This is a genomic window from Bradyrhizobium sp. UFLA05-112 (assembly GCF_053572325.1).
Window position 1 is genome coordinate 17,891 of the sequence record NZ_JBANBK010000092.1, and the last position, 13,506, is coordinate 31,396.

Consider the following 13,506-nt stretch of genomic DNA (forward strand, 5'->3'; position numbering starts at 1 on the left):
CGATATGCTCATGTCGATTTCGTCACGGCGATTTCGTCATTGCGATTTCGTCATTGCGATTTTTTGGCGGTCTCCGCACCGAGCGGGCGATCACTCTCATCGAGCAGAGGCACGCCGAAATCGACCAGGATCTTGTTGATCTCGGCCTGATTCTCCTGGATCAGCCGGTTGAGCTGCCGCTTCCAGTTCTGGTCGGGGGGACGCACGCCCATGCCGATGCGATAGACGAGCTTCGGCCCGGTGGTTTCCTTCACCAGTGGGGTGACGTGGAGCGGCTGCGCGGCCTTCTTGGCGTAGAAGCCGGCCATCGGGCCCCACAACACGCCGGCGTCGATCGTGCCGGCAGTGAGATCGTCAACCATCGCCTGCGCCGAATTGTCGAAGCGCGTGTCAATCATCAACGGATAGGGCTTTGCGTTCGCCATCAGGCCCGCGATCGCCATGTTGGTCGCCGGCGGGGTGCCCGCGATGATGCCGATATGCTTGCCCTTCAGCCGCTCGTCCTCGAGCGTATCGACGTCCTCGAGCCCGCTGCCAGGCTTGGCGACGAGCGCATAGGAGGTCCGGTAATAGGGATTGGTGCCCTGGACGAGATCGTCACCTTGCGGAAAGCCCATGATGACGTCGCAGCGATGCGCGCCCAGCGTCATGCGCACGAAACCCGTCGCCTGCGGGAAGAAGACGTAGTCGAGCTTCTTCTGGAGTTTCTCGGCGAAGAATTCCGCGAGCTTGTTCTCGAAACCTTCGCCTTTCTCATTTGAAAAAGGCAGGTTGCGCGGATCGGCGCAGACGCGCAGCACTTTGGGATCGACCAATTCGAACGAGAGATCGCCGCTGTCAGTGGTCTGCGCACGCGCGACGCCACCAGCGACAGATAGTGCAGCAATCGCCAACAGCGAAAACAACCAGCGACGATGTCGTCCGGCCTCCGTCATCGCGCTTCCTCCTGGTTTCTTGATTGAATGCTATCCATGGATCACTTTACGCGCCATGGTTGGCGAAGTTTCTGGGTGACTTCGCTTGATGACTCGACTTGTTGCAGTGCAACGCCGCGCGATGTTCGGAACTGAGGCGTAAAGATGGCGCATGTCGCTCGGCTGATCGCGGTGCTAGCCCTGTTGGGGCTGTCGACGCTAGCACGCGCAACCCCACCTGAATTGCCTGTGAGCGAAGTCGCCCCCGGAATTTTCGTGCACGCCGGGTCAATTGCCCTGATGAATTCCGAGAACGAGGGCGCCATCGCCAATGTCGGCTTCATCATCGGCAAGGACGCGGTCGCGGTGATCGACACCGGCGGCAGCGTCCGCGAGGGCGAAGCACTCGTCGCCGCCGTGCGGGCGCAGACCGACAAGCCGATCCGCTACGTCATCAACACCCACGGCCATCCCGACCACGTCTTCGGCAACATGGCCTTCGCGCGCGACGGCACGATCTTCGTCGGCCATGCGAAACTCCCGCAGGCGCTTGCAACACGCGGGCCGTTTTATCTGGACAGTTTCCGCCGGACCATGGGCAGCGAGCTGATCGATCCCGTCAAAATCGTGCCGCCGACGCTGCTCGTCACCGATACGCTGCGGCTCGACCTGGGGTCGCGCAGTCTCATCCTGAAGGCGTGGCCGGCTGCGCACAGCGACAACGACCTGACGGTGTTGGACGAGGCGAGCAAAACGCTGTTTGCCGGCGATCTCGTCTTCCTGCGCCATGTTCCCGTGATGGACGGCAGCATCCGCGGGTGGCTCGCGGTGCTTGGGCAGGTCGAAAACCTGCCCGCGCAGCGCGTCGTTCCCGGTCACGGTCCCGTGAGCGACTGGCCCGCAGCGCTCGCCGACGAGCGTCGTTATCTCGAAACCCTGCTCGCCGACGTCCGCTCGCTCAACCAAAAAGGCGAGTCGATCAGGGCGGCAGCGGACAAGGCGGGCGCAAGCGAGCGTGGGCGCTGGCAATTGTTCGACGACTACAATGCCCGCAACGCAACCGCAGCATTTTCGGAAATTGAATGGGAGTAGCAGGAGCGCTACGCTGCCGCCCTGCTTCGTCACTGCGAGAGCCGCGCGCATGATCAAACATTCGCTTTGCCTGACCTTTGCGGCCGCACTGCTCGGCATGGCCCTCGCGGCACCGCCTGCGCGCACGGAAGAGGCTTATGATCCCTGGCCGGGTCTCGTGCAGGACATCTTCAACAACCGTCCGATGAACGACGGCAATGACGTCATCGGCATCGAGATGCCATATCGGGCGGAAGACGCGGCCATCGTGCCGGTCACGCTGCGCGCAAAGCTTTCGCCCGGCGACAACAGGCGCATCCGCGCGATCACGCTGGTGATCGACCGCAACCCGGCACCGATGGCCGCGAAGTTCGAGCTCGGGCCAGATGCCAACGTGTCGGAGATCTCAACGCGCGTGCGCGTCAACAACTATACCGACGTCCATGCGGTCGCCGAGCTCAGCGACGGGCAGCTCTACGTGAGCAAGACCTATGTGAAAGCGTCCGGCGGCTGCTCCGCACCGGCGGCGAAGAACGCCGAGGAAGCCAAAAACCGGCTCGGCCAGATGCGCTACCGGCAATTCGCGCGAGCGGACGAAGCGCCCGCCAGCCGGATCCGCGAGGCACAGATCATGATCGGCCATCCCAACAATTCCGGCTTGCAGATGGATCAGGTCACGCAACTCTACATTCCCGCCTTCTTCGTCAACCAGCTCGGGCTCTGGCAGGACGACAGCCTCGTGCTGGCGGTGGAAGGCGGCATCTCGATCTCGGAAGATCCCAACATCCGCTTCACCTACGTCTCCAACGGCGCAAAGCATTTTCGCGCCGAGGCGACGGATACGGACGGGCACGTGTTCCGGAACGAATGGGATGTCGAGAAGCCGGGGATGTGATTGGCCCATTACGGGACGCCGAACCCGCCTCTCGTCATGGCCGGGCTTGTCCCGGCCATCCACGCCTTACCTCACGGCACAGAGAACGTGAATGCCCGGGACAAGCCCGGGCATGACGACTACGGTACGCATCTGCTCTAGAACTAAAAACACCTCACCTCGGCTTCGGCCTGGGCGCGCCTCAAATCGTTGACGGCTGATGTCGCCTGCTCGGAGGTGCGAAACTGAGTGCCGAGGTTTCCACGTACCTGCGACATGCTGAGCGCGGTTTCGGCGGTGACATATCGTTCATAGGGCACGATCGAGGCGACGACGTCGATCGAGCAGGAGCATTGTTCGATCGCCTGCCGGGTCTCACCATTGGCCTTCATACAACCATAGACGTATTCGGCACGCGCCGCGGTCGGATAATCATTGGCCTCTTCGGCCCGCGCGGCCATCGCGGTGGCGGCTAGCACGGCCAGAGCGGCGACAATCGGTCGTAGCTGTCGTGCTGAGATCATCTCCGTCCTCCCGTGGTTGCGATGGAAACTATGCTATGCCTATTGTTCTGAAAAGCACGCGTCTTAAGGAAATGGCCTGGAAGTGATGGGACGCCTGGTTCGAATATTGGCCGTATCGATTGCTCTCGCGCTGACGCAAGGCGGGACCAGCCATGCTGCGGACACAATCCGCCTCGCGGTGCAGAAAACCGGGACATTCTCCTGGGAACTGTCTGCGATCCGCGACCAGGGCCTCGACAAGGCCGCCAATCTCTCGCTCGAGGTTACCGAGCTTGCGAGCACCGAGGCCGGCAAGATCGCGATGCGCGCCGGCAATGCCGACATCATGCTGTCGGACTGGCTATGGGTATCACGTGAGCGCGCGCTCGGCGCCAAGCTCACCTTCTATCCCTATTCGAGCGCGCTCGGCGCGGTGATGGTGCCGGCCACCTCGCCGATCAAGACGCTTGCGGATCTGAAGGGCCGCAAGCTCGGCGTCGCCGGCGGCGCCATCGACAAAAGCTGGCTGCTGCTACAGGCGCGGATGAAGCAGGACGGCATCGATCTCAAATCGGACGCGAGCATCGTCTATGGCGCGCCGCCGCTGCTCGCCGCCAAGGCGCTCGACGAGGAGATGGATGCGAGTCTCAATTTCTGGAATTTCTGCGCCCAGCTCGAGGCCAAGGGCTTTCGTCGCCTCGCCGGCATCGAGGAGATCTTGCCGAAGCTTGGCGCCAAGGGACCGGTCGCCGCAGTCGGTTACGTCTTCGACGAAGGCTGGGCCGCGAGCCATCGCGACCTGTTGGCGCGCTTCATCGCGATGACGCGCAAGGCCAAGGAGCTGCTGACGACCTCGGATGCGGCATGGGAGAAGGTCGCGCCGCTGACCGGCACCAGCGATCCCGTCCTGCTCCAGGCCTATCGCAGCCGTTATCGCGACGGTATCCCACACCGGAGCATCGATGACGAAGAGGCCGATGCGCGCGTGCTCTATCGCGTGCTCGCCGAGGTCGGCGGCCGCGAGCTGGTCGGGCCGGCACCGGAGCTCGATCCCGGGACCTTCTATCATGCACCAGGCGGAGACTGACGTTGCTGCGTCTCGTCTCGTTTGCCCTATTCCTCGCGATCTGGTGGATCGCGGCGCTGTTCGTCGGCGGCGCAAAGCTACCCTCGCCGCCTGCAGTGCTCAACGTGATGATCGCGGAAGCGAGCTCTGGCGCGCTGTTCCTGCATCTCGGCGCGACGCTGGCGCGCGTCACGCTGGCGTTCGTGCTGGCGATGTCGCTCGGCAGCGCGATCGGTTATCTCATGGGCCGCAACAGGCTCGCCGACCGGCTCGGCGATCCCTGGCTGATCCTGCTGCTCAACCTGCCCGCGCTGGTCGTGATCGTGCTGGCCTATATCTGGGCTGGCCTTACCGAAGCCGCCGCGATCGCGGCGATCGCCATCAACAAGCTGCCGACCGCGGTCGTCACCCTGCGCGAGGGCACCCGGGCGCTCGACCGCTCGCTCGACGAGATGGCGACGGTGTTTGCGATGTCGCGCTGGCGCACCTTTCGTCATGTCGTGCTGCCGCAGCTTGCGCCCTTTGTCGCCGCTGCCGCGCGCTCCGGCCTGTCGCTGGTCTGGAAGATCGTGCTGGTCGCCGAACTCCTGGGACGGCCGAATGGCGTCGGCTTCGAGATCGGCGTCGCCTTCCAGCTTTTCGACACCCCGCGCCTGCTCGCCTATTCGCTGAGCTTTGCGGCCGTCGTGCTCGTCATCGAAACCCTGCTGGTGCAGCCGTTTGAAATCCGCTCAACCCGGTGGCGGCCCCGTGCGGCTTGAAGTCGACATTTTAGGCAAGACCTTCACGAGCGTGGCGGGCGGCACGCACGAGGTGCTCGCGCCGGTCAAGTTCTCGCTCGGTGCCGGCGAGGTCGGCGTCCTCGTCGGCCCGTCCGGCTGCGGCAAGAGCACGATGCTGCGCATCATCCTGGGTCTCGACCGCGATTTCCAGGGCGACATCCGGCGCCCGCCGAACGCGCGCATCGGCATGGTGTTCCAGGAGCCGCGGTTGTTGCCGTGGCGCTCGGTCGAGCAGAACGTGCGGCTGGCGGCGCCCGAGGTCGACGACGTCAAGCTTTCCGAACTGTTCAAGATCCTCGAGCTGGAAGCCCATCGCAGCCACTATCCCGGCGAATTGTCGCTCGGGCTTGCGCGTCGCGTCGCGCTCGCCCGCGCTTTCGCCGTCGAGCCCGACCTGCTGGTGCTCGACGAACCCCTGGCCTCGCTCGACGACGCGCTGGCCCGCCGCTTGCGCGAGGAGATCGCCACGCTGGTCGCAAGCCGGCCGGTGATGACACTCCTGGTCACGCACAGCCTGGACGATGCGGTGCGCCTCGGCGACCGCCTGTTCTTCCTGTCGCCGCGGCCTGCGCGGATGCTGGCCGAGGTGCCCATCGGGATCCCCCGTGGCGCGCGGGGCGAGGCCGAGATCGCCGCGATCAAGGCCGGCCTCGCGCGGCGAACGCAAGGTGAGCGCGCCGGGCGCGATGCCTCATAGGCGGCCGCACCGCCCGCGTGCTAGACAGGCGTGAAGCGGAGCCTGATGATGAAGGCAACGATTGTCCTGACGACGTTCGGCCTCGCGCTCCTCGCGCCTGCGGCAACCGCGCAGGACATGATGCGCGACGTCGACCTCACCTCGCCCGCGATGGTCTCGGCCGAGATGAGCCGGCCGGAGGTCGAAGCCGTGCTGGCCAAGGCGAGCGCAACCGCGCCGGCCGATTTCACCGGTAAGCGGCTGTCGGGCCTCGATCTCTCGGGGCTTGACCTCTCCGGCGCCATCTTCCGCGCGGCTCGGCTCAACAAGGCGAAACTCGTCGGCACACGGCTCGATCGCGCCATTCTCGACCAGGCCTGGCTGCTGGAGGCCGACCTCACCGGAGCAAGCCTGAAGGGCGCCAATCTGTTCGCCTCCCAGATGGCGCGCGCCCGTCTCGATGGCACCGATCTGACCGGGGCGCGCATCGCCGCCGACCTTTCCGGTGCAAGCCTGATTGGTGCGTCCATCGCGGACGCGCAGCTCGGCGCCGATATGCGCAACCAGTCGATGGGGCTGATGCGAACCGTGCTGCGCTCCGCGAAGCTTTCGGGGCTGAACGCACGCAACGCCGACCTCTCGCGCGCCGATCTCGAATTCGCCGTGCTCAAGGGCGCCGACCTCACCGGCGCTTCGCTCAAAGGCGCCCAGCTCGGCGGCGCGGATCTCAGCGGCGCAACCGTCATCGGCACGGATTTCGAGGGCGCCGATCTCGTCTCGACCAGGCTGATCGCACCGATCGGGCTTGACCGTGCGAAGAATTTCGACAAGGCAAGGAACGTCGAGCGCGTCATCAGAGAATGACGGCAACCGGGAGGAGCGGCTGATGATGCGTTGGTGTCTGGCTTTGATCGTGGTGGTGGCATATGCCGGCGAGGCCGCCGCGCAGGGTAAGGGCAAAGGCATCCGGCTCTGGAATCTGACCTCGGAGACCATCTCGGGCTTCCAGCTCTCGCCGGCCGGCAAGACCGAATGGGGGCCGAACCAGACCTTGAACGACAAGGACAAGGAGGTCGACCACGACGAGCGGCTCCGCATCACCGGCGTCGAGCCCGGTCGCTACGATGCCAAGGTCAGCTATCCCAATTCGCGGAGTTGCGTCGTGCGCGATATCGAGATCAGGGCGGACGCGGTGTTCTCGATCGCCGACAAGGACCTGAAGGACTGCACCAAATAGCGTGGCAGCTCAGGCGAAGGGCTTTGCTCCGCCCGCATCCGCCTTGTCGTTGCTGTGCGGATACTCGCAGCGCCATCGCACGGCCTGCCACTTCGGGTGCTCGCCGACCCATTGCGCGATATAGGGCGGCGCCGCCATCGCACATTGCGCTGGCGACCCGCCATAGGCGAACACCAGATGCTGCTCCTCGCAGGTGGCCGGCGAGAGCACCGCACAGACAGTCACAATCAGATCAATCGGATTCATGTCTGAAAGCCCTCATAGTCGCCAAGAGATAGCATAAGGGCTACGTCCGACGCAGCCGGAAGTTTCAAACCGGCGTGAGAATGCAGCGCGGAACCCTCCCTCGCTCCTTCTCCCTTGCATGGGGGAGAGGCGCACCTCCCATGTGGACGTGCTTCGGTCCAAGTCTAGAAGTTGACACCGAACACCAATCGCGCCTGGTGGCGCTCGAAATTGACGAGGTCGAGATTGGCGCCCGTCCCCGCGGGACGTCCCCACACCTGCGCGCTCCAACTCGCCGTCAGGCGCGAGCGCTCCGAAAGCTGAAAATAGGCGGTTGGGCCGACGAACAGCGCCTGGCCGGCGAGGTCGCCGAGCCCGATGCCCTCATACTGCCGGAAGTAACGCAACTCGCCGCCGAGCAGGATGTTCGGATGCACACGCACCATGCCGGCGAACGCCGCACCGATGGTGGAGCTCTTGTCGGATATGTCGGGAATCTCGAACCGCGTCCATTCCGGCTGATAGATCAGGTTGAGCGCGCCGATCGCGAAATTGGGAATGATCTCGCGGTCGAATGCGAGGGTGAAGTCGGTGCCGTAGCTGCGCGCCTTCGCGCCCGTCATTTCATCGATGCGCTCGCCATGGCTTTCCGCGGCGATGGTCATCCCGAATGGCGCGTTCTCGCGATCGAGCAGGCGATAGCGCAGGTCGAGCGAAAATCCCTGAAAATTGAGCTGACGGCGATCGTCGATATCGGGGACCCCGGTGATGTCGTGCAATGCGACGCTGCTGCCAATCTCGACGCGGAAGTTCGGCAGCGGCACCAGCTCGATCTCGACCTCCTGACCGACCGCGCGGTACGTCCCGCCGCCTTTGCCGAACCGCCCCGTGGTCTGGCTCTGGAATTCGCGCTCGCCGGGATTGCCGACATCCGATCCGATCATGAAGCCGAAGATGTGCTCGGTATCAAAACCCTCCTCGGCGTGCGTGCAGAGCGGCGCGAGCGCGATAACGCATGCGACGACAACCAAAACCCCGTGTGCAATTCGCCGCATCCCCGCTCCTGCAAGCGCGCGCCGCTCCAAAAGCGGCAACAGCGCTGACCAAGCGGCAGCGTAACACACTGCGGCGGCGGTTGAGTCGAGATTTTGGAGCGTGATCGTCAAAGCCGGCCCGGGTGTGGCTTCAGGCCAAGAGACTTCAGACAAGAGACTTCAGAGGAGAGTGACGACTTCAGGGAGGAGAGTGATCAATTCGACATGGGTCGAAACATTCGGGCTTGCTGACACTGCCACGGCTTCAACGGTGTTGACCGTTGAAGCCGCGGCAGGTCGTCAGGATGGTCTTACTTGCGCGAAGCGCAGGCGTACATGTTGATTTCCATGCCGACCGACACTTCCACGATCTTCGGAGCTTTCCAAGCCATTCGGGGTCTCCCAAGGTATTGAGCGCGACATCGCGCGAGGCAAAACCTAGGGCTGCATCGCCGATCACGCAAGCCTGTAATCGCGCGCTGAACATCACTTGTTCGATTCTTCGCAAACCTAGTTCTCTCTCGGGCAAAACGCCTTCACTTTTGGGCAAACGCGCAGGCAGCCTTGTGCGATGCATCGGGAGGCCTTCCCGAATCCGATGCGCCGGGAGATTTTCCCGACAGCGATATCGGCCGATGTCAGCACGTCCTCAACAACCCTTGTCGGCTGTTTGCGGATTGGCCTTTGCGCCTTCCGCGCGCTGTGCCGCAGTCGGCTGGCTCTGCATCTGCCGCTGCGCATCTTCCGACGACGCAGCCGTTTCACCGCTGGCGCGATTCATCGTGCTGGTCGGCGGATGCTGACTCGTATCATTCGCAGAACCTTGCGACTGCTGCGCCGAGCCGACGGTCACTGGACCCGAGCCCGCGTCCTTGTCGGTGGTTGCGTTGCCGGTGTTGCAGGGACCCGCGATCGCGCTGCCGACACTCAGGGCCACGATGGAGCATGCAGTCAAAATCAGGCGTTTGGTGTTCATCTCGATCTCCTCTCCTCCCCGCTGCGCTGCCCCGGCGCGATGCGGGATGTCGCGGGAGAAACAGGTCGGCGCGTCCCAGGTTCCGGGTGGCGGGACAGAATTGATTGCGATGTAGTCGCACCAATGAAAGGGATCTCGGAGGGATTCATGGCCACGTTCCGCGGACGATTCCTGATTTCACTGCTCGTTGCGAGCCTTGCATATCGGGCGATTGCTGGTGAGCGTCGCGATGAGCGATCCGCGCCGCCACCGGGCACGATGACAACGCAGACCAGCAAGGCAACTCTCACTGGCAAGGAGCGGCTCGGCCCGAAATGGACGGATGAACAGCGGATCGATGATTGCAATGTGCCGCCCGAGAAGCGCGGCGCAAGGCTGCGTCCGATCGCCTGCCCGAACGCACTGACGAACTAGACGCAAGCCTGAAGCCGCAATCAGACGCTCATTTGAGGAGCCGTAGCAGAGCACGTCCCGCAGGCGACTTCAGCTCCTTGGCGTCGAGCGTGCCATCCTTGTCGGGGTTGGCGGCGTTGAAGCGCTGCTCCACGACGGCGAGATATTCGTCCAGCGTGAGCGTTCCGTCGTGATCCGGATCGGCCGCTGCGAGCTCCTTGGCGGTCAACCGTCCGCGCAGCTCGCGCGCGTCGAGCGTGCCGTCATGATCGGGATCGAGCTTGGCGAACACCGCAGTTGCGGCCTTCTTCACCTCGGCGAGATCGAGCGTGCCGTCATTGTCCGTGTCGAGCATCTTGATGGCGTTTGGGGATGCCGACCAGGCCGGACCACCGAGCAACGTGCCTGCAACTGCGAATGCGATGGATCGACGCGATATCATTGAAACCCTCCCTGCTCGAGCGTCCCGGCTCGCCCATGGAATCGAAACAAGTCGCCAGCCGGGCCATGGTTCGAACTCTACGCGCCTCGTGGTGAACACGCAAAGCTGGCAACGCATGGCCGGCAATCTTCGTGCTGCGGAATTTCTCGCTCGCGTTCTTGTATGCAGTGCGGAATGGCAAGCAGTTTACCAGGAGTAACTGGCGTCCAACAATTCATCAGCGTGGTTACGACTTTCGTATTGACGCATTTTGCGTTCCATCAGAGTGTTGCGATCGCAGCGTCAAAAGGCGCGCACATTGGGAGGAACGGATGAAACGCTTTGCGATGGCCGCGAGCCTCGTCATGCTTGCGTCGACGGGTGTGAATGCCCAGACCACAGAACAACTCAACAAGGGCGCGTCAGACACATCGAATGTTCTCAACTACGGGATGGGTTACAATCTGCAGCGTTTCTCGACGCTGAATCAGATCAACAAGGACACCATCAAGAACCTCGTCCCGGTCTGGAACTACAGCTTCAACGACGATCGCAGCGAGGAATCGCAGCCGCTGGTCTACCAGGGCGTGATCTACGTGACCTCGCACAACGCCACCATGGCGGTCGACGCCAAGACCGGCAAGCAGATCTGGAAGACCAAGGTCGAGTACCCCGCGGAAACACCGCGTATCGTCTGCTGCGGCATCATCAATCGTGGCGCGGCCTTGTACGACGGCAAGGTGTTCCGCACGACGCTCGACGCCAACGTGATCGCACTCGACGCCAAGACCGGCAAGGAGCTGTGGCGCGAGAAGGCCGCCGACATCAAGGAAGGCTACTCGATGACTGTGGCCCCGCTGGTCGCCGACGGCGTCGTCATCACCGGCATCTCCGGCGCCGAGTTCGGCACCCGCGGCTTCATCGACGGCTGGGATCCGGCGACGGGCAAGCACCTCTGGCGTACCCATTCGATCCCCTCGCCGGATGAGCCGGGCGGCGACACCTGGAAGGGCGACACCTGGAAACTCGGCGGCGGCTCGACCTGGATCACCGGCTCCTACGATCCGGAGCTGAACACGGTCTATTGGGGCATCGGCAATCCGGGCCCGTTCAACTCGGCGGTTCGTCCGGGCGACAACCTCTACACCTGCTCGGTGCTGGCGATGGATCCCAAGACCGGCAAGATCAAGTGGCACTACCAGTTCTCGCCGAACAATCCGTTCGACTATGACGCGGTCGCCGAAATGGTGCTCGCCGACATGAACGTCGAGGGCAAGCCGACCAAGGTGCTGATGGACGCCAACCGCAACGGCTTCTTCTACATGTGTATAAGAGACAGGTCACGGTCTATCCGTCGATCCTCGGCGGCAAGAACTGGGAGCCGATGTCGTTCAATCCGCAGACCGGCCTTGCCTATGCCAACACGCTCAACTTCGGCGGCAAGTACAAGTCCGAGCCGGTCACCTTCAAGCAGGGTGAATGGTATCTCGGCATGGACCTCACCGATCCCTGGGAGTTCGGTGACGGCCCGCGCGGCCATCTCAAGGCGATCGATCCCTTGACCGGCAAGTCGAAGTGGGAAGCGGCGAGCGACATCCCGCGCTTCTCGGGTGTCTTGTCGACCGCGGGCGGCGTCGTGTTCTCGGGCGCGTTGACCGGTGAGTTCGAAGCCTTCGACGCCGACACCGGCAAGAAGCTCTGGCAGTTCCAGACCGGCTCCGGCATCGAGGGACAGCCGGTGACCTGGCAGCAGGACGGCGTGCAGTATGTCGCGGTGGCGAGCGGTTATGGCGGCGTCTACTCGCTGTTCTCCGGCGACGAGCGGCTCGCCAAGGTGCCGCCCGGCGGCTCCCTGTGGGTTTTCGCAATCAAGCAATAACCACGGGGTCGACGTGCGGAAAGACACTTTGATCAGGACGGCGGCGACATTCGCCGCCGTCGCGGGGCTGGCGGCTGCGTCCGTAGCAACCACCCGCGGCGCGGATGAACCGAACGGCAACCCCGTGCAGGCGCAGGTCGACCACGGCAAGGCGACCTACGCCGAAAAATGCTCGCATTGCCACGGTCCCGGCATGATGAACTCCGGCACCATCACGCCGGACCTGCGCGCCTTCCCTGACGACAAGACGCGTTTCGTCACCACGGTGAAGAACGGCAAGAACAACAAGATGCCGCCGTGGGGCGACATCCTCAGCGAGGACGACATCACCGACCTCTGGGCCTACATTTCGAGCCGGAGACGGCCATGAGAATTCGGCTTCGGGCCTTCGGCCTTGCCGCGATGCTTGCGGCTCTCGCGACGGTCGCGAATGCGGCGGATCCCTTGCGAATATGCCTCGACGAGGACAGGCCACCGCTGTCCGTGCATCACCGCGGCAAGCCGGGCACGGGCTTCGACGTGACGCTGGCGCAGGCGATCGCACGGCGGCTCGACCGGCCACTCCAGATCCAGTGGTTCGAAAGCAAGCTGGACGAGGATTCGAGCCCGCAGCTCGAGGCCAACGCGCTGCTGTCGGACGGGCGCTGTGCGCTGGTCGGCAGCTATGCACTGACCCGCGATTCCCTCGTCGTGCCCGGTATGAAAACTGCAAGGCTTCCGGATTTCGACGGCGCCACCCGCGAGGACCGTCGGCGCCGCGTTACGCTGGGCGCGCTCGCACCGAGCCAGCCCTACATCTATTCGCCGATGACGTTCGTGCTCGGTCCGAAGGCTCGCGATCGCAAGATCGGTGATATCGGCGATCTCGCAGGTCTCCGCCTCGCGATCGAAAGCGGATCGCTGGGCGACGCCATTTTGATGAGCTTCGACAAGGGACGGCTGATCGACGGCATCACGCATCTCGTACCCGGCCGCGACGATCTCCTCGGCGCGCTCGACCGAGGCGACTTTGATGCAACGCTGCTCGATCTCGCCCGTTTCGACGCCTACCGCGCCGCCCATCCCGACACCGCGATCACCGCGTCCGGCTACTACTATCCGATCGGCGCCAATCGCGGCTATGTCGGACTTGCCAGCGATCCCATCCTGATGACCACCGTCAACAACGCGCTCACCGAGCTCATGACAGAAGGCAAGATAGCCGAGTTCGGCAAGCAGGCCGGGCTCACCTACCTGCCACCGCGCGAGCCCGCGATCCTCGGCGACGTCTGGAAGCAGATCATTCAGAGGTGAGAACTCTTCATTGAGAACGGCAGCTCCTCGTTCTCCGCTGTCATGCCCCGGCTTGATGTTTAGTCCGGGGACATGGCTGACACCTGTTCGGACACATCGCCGACAGGTTGGCCATCGGTCAAGCCGGGCGATGACAGCGAGAGTGCGGCACGGCGCTCGCAT

General features: G+C 63.6%; 17 protein-coding genes and 1 pseudogene. 11 read left to right on the plus strand and 7 right to left on the minus strand.

Annotated elements, in window-relative coordinates; all coding sequences use genetic code 11:
• Positions 1–50: 50 nt before the first annotated feature.
• On the minus strand, positions 51–935 hold the full coding sequence (locus SO180_RS35365; protein ID WP_449383447.1) for a substrate-binding domain-containing protein: 885 nt from the start codon (positions 933–935) through the stop codon (positions 51–53).
• Positions 936–1,079: 144 nt separating this feature from the next.
• Here SO180_RS35365 and SO180_RS35370 point away from each other — a divergent pair, with 144 nt between their 5' ends.
• A complete protein-coding gene (locus tag SO180_RS35370) occupies positions 1,080–2,006 on the plus strand; it encodes a quinoprotein relay system zinc metallohydrolase 2 (protein ID WP_449383448.1) in 927 nt (308 codons plus the stop codon).
• Between the two features lie 49 nt (positions 2,007–2,055).
• Entirely contained in the window at positions 2,056–2,880 is an 825-nt protein-coding gene (locus SO180_RS35375) for a quinoprotein dehydrogenase-associated SoxYZ-like carrier (protein WP_449383449.1), read from the plus strand.
• Between the two features lie 143 nt (positions 2,881–3,023).
• On the opposite strand, the gene SO180_RS35380 is transcribed toward SO180_RS35375, so the two are convergent.
• Entirely contained in the window at positions 3,024–3,383 is a 360-nt protein-coding gene (locus tag SO180_RS35380; protein ID WP_254104406.1) for a hypothetical protein, read from the minus strand.
• Between the two features lie 85 nt (positions 3,384–3,468).
• Between SO180_RS35380 and SO180_RS35385 the strand changes: the two genes are divergently transcribed.
• Genes SO180_RS35385 through SO180_RS35405 form a run of 5 tightly spaced genes read left to right on the plus strand, consistent with a single transcriptional unit; the run spans position 3,469 to position 7,123 of the window.
• A complete protein-coding gene (locus SO180_RS35385; protein ID WP_449383450.1) occupies positions 3,469–4,449 on the plus strand; it encodes an ABC transporter substrate-binding protein in 981 nt (326 codons plus the stop codon).
• A gap of 2 nt (positions 4,450–4,451) precedes the next feature.
• Positions 4,452–5,189 (plus strand): ABC transporter permease, encoded by a 738-nt coding sequence (locus SO180_RS35390; RefSeq protein WP_449383451.1) that lies wholly within the window; start codon positions 4,452–4,454, stop codon positions 5,187–5,189.
• Positions 5,179–5,907 (plus strand): ABC transporter ATP-binding protein, encoded by a 729-nt coding sequence (locus tag SO180_RS35395; RefSeq protein WP_449383452.1) that lies wholly within the window; start codon positions 5,179–5,181, stop codon positions 5,905–5,907. Before SO180_RS35390 ends, SO180_RS35395 begins: the two co-directional genes overlap by 11 nt.
• Positions 5,908–5,952: 45 nt before the next feature.
• Positions 5,953–6,750: a pentapeptide repeat-containing protein gene (locus SO180_RS35400; RefSeq protein ID WP_449383453.1), complete on the plus strand. Its 798-nt coding sequence runs from the start codon at positions 5,953–5,955 to the stop codon at positions 6,748–6,750.
• A 25-nt stretch (positions 6,751–6,775) separates the two neighbouring features.
• The gene (locus tag SO180_RS35405) at positions 6,776–7,123 is read left to right on the plus strand and encodes a hypothetical protein (RefSeq protein WP_449383461.1); all 348 of its coding nucleotides are present in this window, start codon (positions 6,776–6,778) and stop codon (positions 7,121–7,123) included.
• Between the two features lie 9 nt (positions 7,124–7,132).
• Here SO180_RS35405 and SO180_RS35410 read toward each other — a convergent pair whose 3' ends face one another.
• From SO180_RS35410 to SO180_RS35425, 4 genes are all read right to left on the minus strand, one after another.
• Entirely contained in the window at positions 7,133–7,369 is a 237-nt protein-coding gene (locus SO180_RS35410) for a hypothetical protein (RefSeq protein ID WP_449383454.1), read from the minus strand.
• Positions 7,370–7,533: 164 nt separating this feature from the next.
• Positions 7,534–8,403, minus strand: a complete 870-nt coding sequence (locus SO180_RS35415; RefSeq protein WP_449383455.1) for a hypothetical protein — start codon at positions 8,401–8,403, stop codon at positions 7,534–7,536.
• Positions 8,404–8,693: 290 nt separating this feature from the next.
• Positions 8,694–8,774, minus strand: coding sequence for a pyrroloquinoline quinone precursor peptide PqqA (gene pqqA / locus SO180_RS35420; RefSeq protein ID WP_035663753.1), 81 nt, complete (start codon positions 8,772–8,774; stop codon positions 8,694–8,696).
• Between the two features lie 257 nt (positions 8,775–9,031).
• The gene (locus tag SO180_RS35425; RefSeq protein ID WP_449383456.1) at positions 9,032–9,358 is read right to left on the minus strand and encodes a hypothetical protein; all 327 of its coding nucleotides are present in this window, start codon (positions 9,356–9,358) and stop codon (positions 9,032–9,034) included.
• A gap of 147 nt (positions 9,359–9,505) precedes the next feature.
• On the opposite strand from SO180_RS35425, the gene SO180_RS35430 reads away from it, so the two are divergent.
• The gene (locus SO180_RS35430; RefSeq protein ID WP_449383457.1) at positions 9,506–9,772 is read left to right on the plus strand and encodes a hypothetical protein; all 267 of its coding nucleotides are present in this window, start codon (positions 9,506–9,508) and stop codon (positions 9,770–9,772) included.
• Between the two features lie 28 nt (positions 9,773–9,800).
• Here SO180_RS35430 and SO180_RS35435 read toward each other — a convergent pair whose 3' ends face one another.
• Positions 9,801–10,193, minus strand: a complete 393-nt coding sequence (locus SO180_RS35435; protein ID WP_449383458.1) for an EF-hand domain-containing protein — start codon at positions 10,191–10,193, stop codon at positions 9,801–9,803.
• 311 nt (positions 10,194–10,504) lie between these two features.
• On the opposite strand from SO180_RS35435, the pseudogene SO180_RS35440 reads away from it, so the two are divergent.
• From SO180_RS35440 to SO180_RS35450, 3 genes and pseudogenes are all read left to right on the plus strand, one after another.
• A pseudogene (locus SO180_RS35440) lies at positions 10,505–12,051 on the plus strand (outer membrane protein assembly factor BamB family protein).
• Between the two features lie 13 nt (positions 12,052–12,064).
• A complete protein-coding gene (locus tag SO180_RS35445; RefSeq protein ID WP_449383459.1) occupies positions 12,065–12,421 on the plus strand; it encodes a c-type cytochrome in 357 nt (118 codons plus the stop codon).
• Positions 12,418–13,344 (plus strand): substrate-binding periplasmic protein, encoded by a 927-nt coding sequence (locus SO180_RS35450; RefSeq protein WP_449383460.1) that lies wholly within the window; start codon positions 12,418–12,420, stop codon positions 13,342–13,344. Before SO180_RS35445 ends, SO180_RS35450 begins: the two co-directional genes overlap by 4 nt.
• Positions 13,345–13,506: the final 162 nt, after the last annotated feature.

Bases quoted from the DNA above. Each gene is read 5' to 3' on its own strand.
- SO180_RS35365 (WP_449383447.1), bottom strand. From the start codon at position 935: ATGACGGAGGCCGGACGACATCGTCGCTGGTTGTTTTCGCTGTTGGCG.
- SO180_RS35370 (WP_449383448.1), top strand. From the start codon at position 1,080: ATGGCGCATGTCGCTCGGCTGATCGCGGTGCTAGCCCTGTTGGGGCTG.
- SO180_RS35375 (WP_449383449.1), top strand. From the start codon at position 2,056: ATGATCAAACATTCGCTTTGCCTGACCTTTGCGGCCGCACTGCTCGGC.
- SO180_RS35380 (WP_254104406.1), bottom strand. From the start codon at position 3,383: ATGATCTCAGCACGACAGCTACGACCGATTGTCGCCGCTCTGGCCGTG.
- SO180_RS35385 (WP_449383450.1), top strand. From the start codon at position 3,469: ATGGGACGCCTGGTTCGAATATTGGCCGTATCGATTGCTCTCGCGCTG.
- SO180_RS35400 (WP_449383453.1), top strand. From the start codon at position 5,953: ATGATGAAGGCAACGATTGTCCTGACGACGTTCGGCCTCGCGCTCCTC.
- SO180_RS35405 (WP_449383461.1), top strand. From the start codon at position 6,776: ATGCGTTGGTGTCTGGCTTTGATCGTGGTGGTGGCATATGCCGGCGAG.
- SO180_RS35410 (WP_449383454.1), bottom strand. From the start codon at position 7,369: ATGAATCCGATTGATCTGATTGTGACTGTCTGTGCGGTGCTCTCGCCG.
- SO180_RS35415 (WP_449383455.1), bottom strand. From the start codon at position 8,403: ATGCGGCGAATTGCACACGGGGTTTTGGTTGTCGTCGCATGCGTTATC.
- pqqA (WP_035663753.1), bottom strand. From the start codon at position 8,774: ATGGCTTGGAAAGCTCCGAAGATCGTGGAAGTGTCGGTCGGCATGGAA.
- SO180_RS35425 (WP_449383456.1), bottom strand. From the start codon at position 9,358: ATGAACACCAAACGCCTGATTTTGACTGCATGCTCCATCGTGGCCCTG.
- SO180_RS35430 (WP_449383457.1), top strand. From the start codon at position 9,506: ATGGCCACGTTCCGCGGACGATTCCTGATTTCACTGCTCGTTGCGAGC.
- SO180_RS35435 (WP_449383458.1), bottom strand. From the start codon at position 10,193: ATGATATCGCGTCGATCCATCGCATTCGCAGTTGCAGGCACGTTGCTC.
- SO180_RS35450 (WP_449383460.1), top strand. From the start codon at position 12,418: ATGAGAATTCGGCTTCGGGCCTTCGGCCTTGCCGCGATGCTTGCGGCT.